Raw genomic sequence first — 11,278 nt, forward strand, 5'->3', positions numbered from 1 at the left:
CCACCAGATCAAAGCAAGGACGCCGTTACTGAAACCAAAGCTGCGCCTCCCATATGCGGAGTTGCAGGCTCTTGCAGTGCTGTGAATCAACTGTCGAAGAGCGTAGTGCGGTAAATCCGCATGCTACGTTCTGTGGGAGCCGGAGGCGGGCAACTGCCTCCGGCGACCCGGTGGGCGGCGTCGTGAGACGCCCCCCTATCCCAATTTGGGGGGGAAGCTGCGCATTCGTTCGAGGCGATTTGATTTGCCTTGGGTCGAGGTAGGCTCGACAGTTTAGACTGTTCGCCGACTAAGGAGGCGTCCGGCTGGGCAAGACAGGTAAAGCGCAAGAGCTGATTGCGCTTCAAGCGACCGTCGAGGCGCCGTGCTGTATCCGCAGGTCCCTTTAGAACGTCAGAATATCTAACGAACGGCGACTATTTCATGCCCCGGGGCTCGAAATCGGGGGTGAGGGCTCGTTCGCAACTCGGTCTGGGGTCTCTTCCTTCCAGCGAACCGATCCGAACGGGCGCTCCAGCATGCGTCGCACGCGAATGGGATCAGGACCGACATGGAAAGCGCTGGCCTGCCGATCGAGCTCGCGCTCCGACTGGGTCGAGCGGTTGCGCTGGCGCAAATAATCCAGCCATGTCGGGCAGTGATAGCGTTCGGTCCATAGTTCGGGATCGGCAATGTCGCGAGCAATCGACCAGCCATAGGCGCCATTGCGCTGTCGAAACAGCTGGACCTCCTGCATCAAGCTATGGAAGGCGCGCGCATTCTCCTGTGCGATCCGATATTCGATCTCCACAACGAGCGGGCCGCTGCGTCCGGTTAGCGCCAGCCGTACCTTGGGGTCCTCAAGCATCTCGGCCTCTTCACCCCCCGCGCTGATGCGAGGCAAGGGCAGCCAAAGCCCAAGGAGCGGCGAGGCGAGCATCAAGGCTGCCGCGACCAGCAGCGCCGTGTCGACCCCAGCGACATCGGTCAGTTGGCCCCAACCCCAGCTACCGACCGCAATCCCGCCGGAGCTCACCGCCTGATATGCGGCAAGCGATCGCCCTGCGACCCACCTTGGGGCCGACAGCTGTACACCAATGCTAAACACGACCCACGCCATCATCCACACCACGCCCGCCAGGACCAGCGCAGCCGCCGTCAGAATCGGCTGGCGGCTCAGCGCCACTGCGGCAACCGCCCCGCCCATGCAGAGAGCGCAGGCGCGGATTGCTGCCTCGCCGCTCATGCGCTTGCGCACCTCGGTGATGTTCAGTGCGCCGATCACCGCGCCCAGACCAAAGGCACTGGCCAGAATGCCATAAATCTCTGCGCCGCCATGCAGGAGATCGCGGGCCACCAGCGGCATCAAGGCAACAATCGCGCCGCCGATCACGCCGGTGACCATGGCGCGGGTCAGCACGATCTTGATCGGCGGCGAATTGATTATGTAGCGCACGCCTGAAACCATGGCGCGGTTGAGCTTTTCTGGCGGCAGACGCGAGTGTTCGGAGATGCGTTTCCATAGAAACAGCGCGAGCATGAGCGGCAAATAGAGCAGCGCGTTAAGCGCGAACGCAGCTACTGCGCCGGCCGTCGCAACGACAATGCCGCCGACTGCTGGACCCACGCTGCGCGCGATATTGTAGCTGATGCCGTTCAGCGCGATGGCCGCGGGCAGGGCGTCAGAGGGCACCTGCTCGCTCACTGAAGATTGCCAAGCGGGTCCCATCAGCGCCATGCCGCTGCCGACTGCAAAGCAGAGTGCTAGCAAAAGATTCGGCGTTGTAAGGGTCAACCAGTCGAGCACCGTCAGCACGGTTGCGCCACAAAGTTCAATCGAGAGCGCAACCAGCCCGACGATGCGACGGTCGTGCATGTCGGCAACGGCGCCAGCCGGCAGCGCGATTAGCATTACGGGCAACAGGAGCGCCGTTTGCACCAGCGCAACCTGGCCCGCGGACGACGTCATCTGTGTCATCGCCCAGGCCGCGCCGACGCCCTGAATCAGGATGCCGAGATTGGTGAACAAGCTCGCAAGCCAGATGCGCCGGAAGGTTGGATAGCGCAATGGCGCGGTGATGCCCTCGCTGCCGGACGGCAGCGGCTTGGACTGGTACATCATCTTGGCTACTGCCTTGCCTCCCATAGCTTGATTCTGGACCCGTTTGTAACGCGCTGAGTGATTTGGTCGCTCGCAGGTGGACGAGCGTCTTTTCGAGTCATTCTGATTGCCTGCACTGTGTTCGTAAACCACCTTGCGAGGCGCGCCAACGTCCTGAAGCAAGCCTGGTAGTCAAAATGGTCACTGCGCGCACGAGAGTTCGACTCCCGCGCTATGAGACTGAGTACCAGGCACGCCTCGCGCTGCCACAATTTTGTGGACATACCCGCGCTATTGCCCGTGTTGGACGCGATGAGGCCCCGTGTCTTGGTTTGAAGATTAATGCCGCTCGCGCAGCGGGTGGGCATGGCATTCACATCTCGGTCGTTTAAGGCGAGGTCGCTGGTCCGCTCAGCCGAACCTCAAATGCGCCTCTTCAACCGTCGAGTTCCTTGGGATGGTCTCGTCAAAATCGATGGCTCGCGCAACTGAATGCGATCGTAGAGTAAAGGAGCGCGCGCGCGGCAATTTTCTGCGTTCTATGCAAGCAAACGATGAAAATGAGCGCGAGCGCAATAGCACTAGCGGGTGACATAGCCAGCATCAGTTGTCGTCGGGCGGAGGCTCAATCGGGACAGCAAAACCCGCCTTTACCCGGTCCATTATAACCATCGTCTTGAAGCCCTTGATGTCTGAGTTCTCATAGAAGAACCGTCGGGTAAATTGCTCATAGTCTTCCATTGTACGCGCGGTGATGTAGAGGACAAAGTCGGCGTCCCCGGTGACGTAAAACCCATTGACGACTTCAGCTGAAGATTTGATAGCTTTTTTGAACCTGTCGATGATGTCCGAACGTTCCCGCTCTAGGCTCACCAGCACGAGCATTTGGATAGGTCTTCCTACTGCCTTCGGCGAAACGATCGAGACATCGGCCTCGATAATGCCTTCTGAACGGAGTCTCTTCAGTCGCCGTTGACAGGCCGTAGGCGAAAGCCCCGCCATTTCGCCGATTACCTCGGACGTTAAGCGGTTGTTCTTTTGCACAATCTCGAGGATCCGGGCGTCTATTCGGTCATATTGCATAATCGCTCCAGCCTTCAGGTGCCTTTCGCCACAAAATGCCTGTGCGATGCAGAAATTCCTCCGAAGGACAGGAAAATGCGACGCAAATCTGTTTGTGATATCAGTATCCTGATTGCTGAGGTAATTTCAACAGATGACCGGATGGGACATCAAGTGGCATTTCAACCTATTCGGCACAAAAGTCCTGATTCGGGCGGTCCCGCTGCCAAGTGCCTGGAAAAGCTGAGTCGTCGTGACTTTATGGCCGGGGCTGCGCTCATCGACGGCCAATGGATTGCGGGGGAACAACGAGACATTGTGGTCGATCCTGCCACTGGAGACGAGATCGCGGATGTCGCGCGTTGCTCGGTCTCCGATATGAGTCTAGCGATCAGCGCGGCTGAACGGTCGTTTGCTGGCTGGAGACATTTATTGCCGGCGAAGCGGGGGGCGATCCTTAGGTCTTGGGCCTCATTGATGCGCGACCATTCGGAAGAGCTTGCCGTCCTGGTGACGAGTGAGCAGGGCAAACCACTCGCTGAGGCGCGCCATGAAATTGCGTACGGCGCTGGATTTCTCGAGTGGTTCGCTGCCGAAGGAGAGCGAGCATACGGCGAGACGATCCCCAGTCACAAGGTTGGAAGTTCGCTTCAGGTGCGAATGCATCCGATCGGTGTGGCGGCGGCAATCACCCCTTGGAATTTCCCAGTGGCTATGATCACGCGAAAGGCAGGAGCTGCTCTGGCCGCGGGTTGTCCGATCATCGTGAAGCCTGCTCCCGAGACGCCGCTTTCAGCTCTCGCCGTGGCGAGATTGGCCGAGGAGGCCGGGATACCGCGCGGAGTACTTCAATTGGTCGTCGGCCATCCTATCGAACTTTCAACGCCGCTGCTGCGCGATACAAGGGTACGCGCTCTCTCATTTACGGGTTCTACGGAGGTGGGGCGCTTACTTCTGAAGGGGGCGGCCGACACGATCAAGAAGGTATCGCTCGAACTGGGCGGGCATGCCCCCTTCGTCATCTTCGACGACGTCGACCTAGAGAGGGCTGTAAACGGGGCGATGGCCGCGAAGTTTGCGACCTCGGGCCAAGACTGCCTGGCCGCAAACCGCATCTACGTACAAAGGGGCATCTATGATGCCTTCGTTGACGCGTTTGCTGAGGCAGTTGCTCAACTGAAAGTCGGTCATGGGCTCGAGTCTACGACCGACATTGGGCCGATGACCAAGTTGTCAGTCGCTAACAAGTGCAGGACGCATATCGATGATGCGGTCAAAAAAGGCGCGCGAGCATTTTCTGCCAATCAGGAAGCCGGCCTGGGTCTGAATTTCGTTCCTCCGACGCTGCTAAGTGACGTCACCGAAGAGATGCTAATCGCGCGTGAGGAAACATTTGGGCCGGTGGCTGCCGTACTCCCGTTCGACTCTGAAGAAGAGGTCGTCGCGCGAGCCAATGCTAATGAAATGGGCCTAGCTGGATACGTCTACACGGATAACCTACGTCGGGCGCTCCGACTGTCTGAGCAAATCGAGTGCGGCATGCTTGGTATCAACACGGCCTCATTCACGGGCCCGCCCATTCCGTTTGGGGGCTGGAAGCAGTCCGGGCTCGGTCGGGAGGGCTCGCGACACGGATTGGCTGAATACATGGAGCTCAAATACGTCTGCTTTGGGGATCTGGCGGCTTAGGAAAATTCGGTATGTCTGATATCAAAATCATCGCTGAACGAGATCGCGCCACTGTCCTGCATCCTTTTACCCAGCTCAAGGACTTCGCTACTGGTAAGATTGGTGATCCCACCATCGTCACAGGCGGCAAGGGCATTTGCATCAAAGACGCGGAGGGACGCAGCTACATCGACGGCTTTGCCGGACTGTATTGTGTAAACATCGGGTACGGTCGTACGGAAGTGGCTGAGGCCATCGCGCGGCAAGCTTACAAGTTGGCATACTATCACACATACGCGGCGCATACGAATGAGGAACTGGCGACTCTGTCGGATCGTCTCGTACGCATGGCACCAGGCAACCCAAGCAAGGTGTTCTTTGGGCTATCCGGATCGGACGCCAACGAGACCCAAGCAAAGCTCGTGTGGTACTATAACAATCTCCGCGGTCAGCCAAAGAAGAAGAAGATCATCTCGCGCGAGCGTGGGTATCACGGCAGCTCGGTGATATCTGGTTCAATGACGGGTATGTCATTCTACCATGATCACATGGATCTACCATTTCCGGGCGTTTTGCACACGGGGACGCCACACCACTATTGGGGGGCTGAATCAGGTGAGACGGAAGAGGCCTTTTCTCTCCGGCGTGCAGCAGAACTTAAAGAGCTAATCGAGCGCGAGGGGCCGGAAACGATCGGTGCATTCATTGCTGAGCCCGTGCTAGGTACGGGCGGTATTACGCCGCCGCCTACCGGCTATTGGTATGAAATTCAGGCCGTGCTTAGACGGTACGACGTTCTTCTGATCGCAGATGAGGTCATTTGTGGATTCGGTCGAACCGGCGCGGACTTCGGGAGCACGCTGTACGGAATCGAGCCTGACTTGGTGACGGTCGCCAAAGGTTTGACATCTGGCTACATGCCGCTCTCGGGCGCCATCGTTGGTGAGAAGGTTTACTCAGTTATGGAGGAGGCCGCTGATCGGGTCGGTGCGTTTTCGCATGGATATACGTATTCCGGCCATCCGATTGCAGCGGCAGCTGCCAATGCGGTGCTCGATATTGTCGAGAAGGAGCGACTAAGCGACCGCGCGAGGACCGTCGGGTCGCACTTCCAAAAGCGTCTCAAGGAGCGGTTTGCTCAGCTTGAGATCGTTGGGGAAGTTCGAGGCGTGGGGTTACTCGGCGCGATCGAGTTCGTTGCGGATCGTCGGACGAAACGGCGATTTGATCCGCAGCTCAAGGTGGGCGCTCGAATCTCGAAGGCTGCTCGCGATAGAGGCCTCATTGCACGAGCAATGCCGCATGGAGACATTCTTGGTTTCGCTCCCCCTCTCATTGTATCCGAGGCCGAGATAGATGAGATGGTTGATTTAGCCTATCGAGCGACGAAGCAGGTCATGGATGAGCTCGCGAAGGAATCAGAACTCACTTGAAGGTGTAGCCTAAGAGGGTGATGCGAGTAGGGTTCGATAGACCGAATTATGATCACGCGGGTCCTTCGACGGAAAACTCCTCGAAGAACAACCCATTCACCAAAATCTGGATCGAGTTCGCTATGCCAGCCAGCAGGAAAACACAACGATGATTGATCTGAAAAGGGTTAGGCAGCTTGTCGAGGCGCGGCTCCCGGGATACAGCTTGCCCCAAGAGTTCTACACCGATCCGGAAGTTTTCGAATTCGATCTCGAGGCCATACACGCGCGCTCCTGGTTCTTTGTCGGACTAGAGGCTGAGCTTCCGTTCCCTGGAAGTTACTTGGCGACGACGATCGGCGTTCTCCCATCCTGGTGGATCGCGATGATAGCGGAGAACTGCGAGCGTTTCACAACAGCTCGCCGCCACCGCGGTGCGCAAATTTGCGACACTGGGTATGGCCGCAAATCCCGGCTCGTCTGTCCCTACCACCAATGGACATATCGGCTCGACGGTTCGTTGCAGGGCGCCGGCAGAATGCAAGAGAGCTTCGATCGCAGGAGCATCCATCTGCTGCCGATTCATGTCGAAGCGGTCGCCGGAACTATCTATGTCTGCCTTGCAGAGGAGCCACCCCCCTTCGGCGAGTTCAAAGAAAAGCTTGAGCCGATGATGGCTCCGGGTCGTCTCACGGATGTCAAGCTCGCGCATGAGACCACGCTCGTGGAGCGGGCGAACTGGAAACTCGTCATGGAAAACGCGAACGAATGCTACCACTGCGCTGTGGGGCATGCGAGCCTTACCTCCTCGGCGTACCCTTTCGCAACCCGCCGAGATATCGATAGCTGGCGTCCTATTGCTAATGAATTCGCTGGCCGCATGGCCGCTGCTGGAGTAGCGACCGGCCAGGCGCCAGGAGAGCCGCTCGACGCCATTGGAGGGGAGTGGTGGCGTGCGCACCGCTTTCCGCTCAAGCAGGGCTGTGTCTCGCTGACGATGGATGGGAAGCCCTCTGTCGGCAAGCTGTTCAGCGAGCCAGAAATCGGCTGGTTTCGCTGGTCACTAAACTCCCATGCCTATCTGCACGCGCTTTGCGACTACGTCGTCACGTTCAGTGCTATGCCGACAGCTGCGCAAGAGACCATCGTCACGTGGAAAATGTACGTCCATAAGGATGCGCAAGAAGGCGTCGATTACACTGACGAGGGACTCACTACGCTTTGGGCCAAAACCAATCAAGAAGATAAGGATCTTTCCGAGATCAATCAGCGAGGCGTGAATGGCAAGGGATACCGGCCAGGTCCCTACTCGCAGGAGGCGGAGTCGATGCTCATACGTTATGTCGACTGGTATTGCGCAGAGGCCCGGAAGTATCTCGACTTGGCTGCTGCGAATAAAGCCGCCGCTGCCTAGACACGACGAAAGGTGGCAAAACGAGCGTGCAGGGAGCCGTACAATCCGGTCTGATTAACAATGGCGGGCCGGTAGCTGCCACCGCGCGGTTGCGCAAAACGTTGCGTCTACGCTCAGGTTTTTCTGTAGGCGCTCGAGGCGGGCAAGTCGTGGCACTCGAGTGGCTCTTCGGCCCCTCAACTTATAACTCTGCCGTGGTCTTCATTCCCCCGGCAGATGAATCGGGGAATGCCTACGAGTTCTGCGTAACCGGCATGAGGCCCCCACCTCGCCATCGCGAGGTTCGCCTGCGATACAGCCTGGCAAGAGCTGATCGGTGGAGGTGATGCGATGGCAAATGCCATGCTTGATGTCAGGCAGGAAGGTGACTCTTATCGTCGAGTCGAGGTGATCACTGGGGAGCGCCGACGGCGACGGTGGACTGGCGAGGAGAAGGCCCGGATCGCGGCGGAGAGCTTTGAGGAAGGTGCGAACATCTCCGAGGTGGCGCGGCGCAATGGCGTTTCCCGCGGGCTGCTCACGGTGTGGCGACGCCAGGTTGCGGCGGCAGTGGCCGGCAAGGCGCCGAACTTCGTGCCGATCCAAATTGGCGCCGGAAGCGGTGGCGGGACAGCTGGCGAGTCCGAACGTATTTCGGCGGCACAAACGACGCCTTTGGAGATCGCCGCGCCGCCGGCCAAGCCCTGCGGAGTGATCGAGATCGAGCTGAGTGGGGCGCGCATCCGGGTTGAGCCGGGCGTGGAGCTGACGACACTTTCGACGGTGCTGTCAGCGCTTCGGGGCATCCGGTGATTGCACTACGCTCCGACCTCAAGGTGGTGCTTGCGGCGCAGCCAGTCGACTTTCGCAAGTCGGTCCACACGCTGTCGGCGCTGGTGAGCGAAGCGCTCCGTGCGAACCCGTATTGTGGCGACGTCTTCGTGTTCCGCAGCAAACGCATGGACAGAGTGAAGCTTCTAGCATGGGACGGCAGCGGCATGGTGCTGGTGACGAAGTGGTTGCACCAGGGGGCGTTTCACCTGGCCGCCGATCCGCGATGGTGTGGTGCATCTAAGTGCAACGCAGCTCGCGATGCTGCTCGACTATCCATGCGAATGCCCCTCCTCGTGAGGCTCAGTGATTCTGAGATCAAGATGATCGAACTCGTGATTGTGTAGTTTTCGAACAGCCTCAATCACGTGCGACGTGTTGGAGAACAGGTGCGCGCCGGAAGAGTGACGATCGATCAAAAGGCGCCCTTGCCTGATCTGAACGTACAGCCAGTTCACTGGAATGTTCAATACGCCGGCGAGTTCCTGAGCGCTGAGCAAGTCCGGTGAATGCCGCCATCGCGTACGTTGCTCGGTAAGCCCCTTGAGGCCGGCGTGCAAGCGAATGCGCTGGACGGTGATCGGCAGCACTTTGTCGGGGCAATTTGGTGACCGGTGTCCTTCGTTCGTCAACATGGCAGCGATCTCGTCGTCGTGCATCTTGGTGCGGGCGAGCTTGAGCACGCGTTCTCGCATCTCCGCGCCTTGGGTGAGACTCGCTGCTGAGTTGACACGCATCTTTACCTCGATCTCGGTGACAGCTCCGCCGCGCCAGACGATCCTCACCCTGACGACGTCGTGCTCGCCGCGGTCGAGGATCACCTTGTCAATGAGACAGCGCAGCAGCGCCTTGCGTTTTGCGTCGGTCGTGCTCGGGTCTGTCCAGATCGCAGGCAGACGGCCGGAGAGGCGGACGACTTTGTCGTTCAGCGCCTTGTTGCCGACGGTGATCTGAGCGATAGCCTGGGGAGACTCGAAACGGGCCAGGGCCTCCTCTGCCGCTCGGACCTCCTTCAGAGCCTCCTCCCAACGGCGCTCGAGCTCGGCGGCGACAAGCCGGTTGTCAGGATCGACGCGGTTGAACTGACGTTCGGCGAGCGCTGATTCGTAGCGCCGGCGCTCGAGCTGCTGCTCGGCATTGCTCCGTATTGCTTTGTACGTCTGTTGCTGAGCGCGACGAGCGCACGACAACGCGTCGATCTCGGCCGGCGCCAGCGCTGTGAGGAACGCTTGCGCCACGGCGGCGTCGACGCGGTGAGCACGGATGTATTGGCACGCCGGCAGCCCCTGATGCGAACGTAGGTGATTGCAGACGTACTCGGCGCCCCCCTTGTAGCGAGCGTACATCTTGTGACCGCATCTTCCGCACCATGCGATGCCTTGCAGCAGTAGTTCGCCCTCACGTGGAGCACCCCTGGTCTTGTTGCGCATGTATTCTGCTCGGTTGTCGCTGACGATGCCCCTGATCTTCTCGTAGCTTTGCCAAGCGATATAGGCAGGATAGCGGTCCTTGACGATGATCCGCCATTGCTCGATCGGCTTCGGTGCCTTCGTCGGCGATCTTCCGTCCGACGGTTTGCGCAGTCGTGTCCGTCCGTAGACGAAGGCGCCCGCATAGGCGGGATTCTTCAGAATCGCTGCGACCGCGGATGTCGTCGCCCGTGTCCAATGCAGATCCCCGTGACGATCGCGGCGCGGCAGCTCCAGACCGCGGTCGTTGAACTCACGCATAACTTTGGCAACGCTGCGCACTTTCAGGAAGGTCTCGAACAGCAGCTCGAGCCGTTCCTGCACCTCCAGGTTCGGGTCCTTGGCAAGACGCCGGAGGGATCACGGACAAGGCCGATCGGTAAGGTGAGCGCAAGCTCACAGCGCTCCGCCTTGGCGAGAAGACCCGCCGTCAATCGACTACGTATCGTATGGAGCTCGAGCTCCGATATTGTCCCTTTCGAACACACGATAACGGCCGCTTGAAGTTGTTGTTCACTATCCGCATCACCCACATACTGGCGAACGCCTGTTGGTTGTTCGTCATCTCTCTTACGCCGGCGCGGCGCACTTTGTCGTTGAGCTGCCGGGTGGCCGCCGATTACTGCTGCCAGCATGGATGACCGAGACCGACGCGGCGTCGCTGCCTATGACGGCCACTCCGCGGCTTTCCCTTACTTGCTTGAGGGAGTTGCGCGAGCTCATCGGCCTGCGGGGCGTATCCTTGTCGCCAACAAATGCGGCGATTCGCAACAATGGAGGCGATGGTGAGGAAACGTGCTCAAGAACGGCAGCCCGATCTTCTCATGCTGATGGTCGACGACGTCGCGCCGCGCCAGCTCGACCTGGCGAGCCGCGCGCAGATTGTCACTCTGCTCAAAGTTCTTCTGAGCGATCGACTCGACTTGGTCAGGATGCCGACGGAGACGGACAATGACTAAGATCACCGGGGATCACTTGAGGCGCAACGCCTATGTCTATGTGCGGCAATCCACCATGGATCAGCTCTTGCACAATCCGGAGAGCCGACGACGCCAGTACGCTCTGACGACGCGCGCTCGCGCGCTCGGCTGGGATGACGCGATTGTCATCGATGACGATCTCGGCCGCTCCGGGGGCGGGGCTGTGCGCCCGGGTTTCGAACGTCTGCTGGCGGCGATCTGCAGCGGCGATGCGGGCGCGGTGTTCGCCCTTGAGGCCTCGCGCTTGGCCCGTAACGGCCGCGATTGGCACACTCTTTTGGAGTTCTGCGCATTGGTCGGTAGCTTGATAATCGATGAAGACGGGGTCTACGACCACACAGCATGATGCCCCCATTCGGGAGCCATCTGATCAGTTGGAGCAG

At 59.3% G+C, this 11,278-nt stretch carries 10 protein-coding genes; 7 read left to right on the forward strand and 3 right to left on the reverse strand.

The window, feature by feature from the left end:
- Positions 1 to 421 precede the first annotated feature (421 nt).
- Complete coding sequence (locus tag KJQ96_RS37055) at positions 422 to 2,101, reverse strand: MFS transporter (RefSeq protein WP_213291014.1); 1,680 nt, start codon at positions 2,099 to 2,101, stop codon at positions 422 to 424.
- Between the two features lie 582 nt (positions 2,102 to 2,683).
- Positions 2,684 to 3,163 (reverse strand): Lrp/AsnC family transcriptional regulator, encoded by a 480-nt coding sequence (locus KJQ96_RS37060; protein WP_213291009.1) that lies wholly within the window; start codon positions 3,161 to 3,163, stop codon positions 2,684 to 2,686.
- Between the two features lie 141 nt (positions 3,164 to 3,304).
- On the opposite strand from KJQ96_RS37060, the gene KJQ96_RS37065 reads away from it, so the two are divergent.
- The 5 genes from KJQ96_RS37065 to tnpB all read left to right on the forward strand — a co-directional run bounded on the left by KJQ96_RS37065 (position 3,305) and on the right by tnpB (position 8,793).
- Positions 3,305 to 4,831 (forward strand): NAD-dependent succinate-semialdehyde dehydrogenase, encoded by a 1,527-nt coding sequence (locus KJQ96_RS37065; RefSeq protein ID WP_213291015.1) that lies wholly within the window; start codon positions 3,305 to 3,307, stop codon positions 4,829 to 4,831.
- Positions 4,832 to 4,842: 11 nt separating this feature from the next.
- Complete coding sequence (locus tag KJQ96_RS37070; RefSeq protein ID WP_213291010.1) at positions 4,843 to 6,243, forward strand: aminotransferase; 1,401 nt, start codon at positions 4,843 to 4,845, stop codon at positions 6,241 to 6,243.
- A 148-nt stretch (positions 6,244 to 6,391) separates the two neighbouring features.
- The gene (locus KJQ96_RS37075; protein ID WP_213291011.1) at positions 6,392 to 7,636 is read left to right on the forward strand and encodes an SRPBCC family protein; all 1,245 of its coding nucleotides are present in this window, start codon (positions 6,392 to 6,394) and stop codon (positions 7,634 to 7,636) included.
- Between the two features lie 330 nt (positions 7,637 to 7,966).
- On the forward strand, positions 7,967 to 8,428 hold the full coding sequence (locus KJQ96_RS37080) for a transposase (RefSeq protein ID WP_213291012.1): 462 nt from the start codon (positions 7,967 to 7,969) through the stop codon (positions 8,426 to 8,428).
- A 26-nt stretch (positions 8,429 to 8,454) separates the two neighbouring features.
- The gene (gene tnpB, locus KJQ96_RS42435; protein ID WP_375293257.1) at positions 8,455 to 8,793 is read left to right on the forward strand and encodes an IS66 family insertion sequence element accessory protein TnpB; all 339 of its coding nucleotides are present in this window, start codon (positions 8,455 to 8,457) and stop codon (positions 8,791 to 8,793) included.
- Here tnpB and KJQ96_RS37090 read toward each other — a convergent pair.
- Entirely contained in the window at positions 8,719 to 10,239 is a 1,521-nt protein-coding gene (locus tag KJQ96_RS37090) for a recombinase family protein (RefSeq protein WP_309142530.1), read from the reverse strand. The genes tnpB and KJQ96_RS37090 overlap by 75 nt on opposite strands.
- A 449-nt stretch (positions 10,240 to 10,688) precedes the next feature.
- Between KJQ96_RS37090 and KJQ96_RS37095 the strand changes: the two genes are divergently transcribed.
- Positions 10,689 to 10,874, forward strand: a complete 186-nt coding sequence (locus KJQ96_RS37095; RefSeq protein ID WP_213257447.1) for a hypothetical protein — start codon at positions 10,689 to 10,691, stop codon at positions 10,872 to 10,874.
- Positions 10,867 to 11,241: a recombinase family protein gene (locus KJQ96_RS37100; protein ID WP_309142531.1), complete on the forward strand. Its 375-nt coding sequence runs from the start codon at positions 10,867 to 10,869 to the stop codon at positions 11,239 to 11,241. Before KJQ96_RS37095 ends, KJQ96_RS37100 begins: the two co-directional genes overlap by 8 nt.
- The last annotated feature ends 37 nt before the right edge of the window (positions 11,242 to 11,278 follow it).

This window comes from Bradyrhizobium sp. sGM-13, assembly GCF_018398875.1.
In the GTDB taxonomy this organism is placed as follows: Bacteria; Pseudomonadota; Alphaproteobacteria; order Rhizobiales; family Xanthobacteraceae; genus Bradyrhizobium.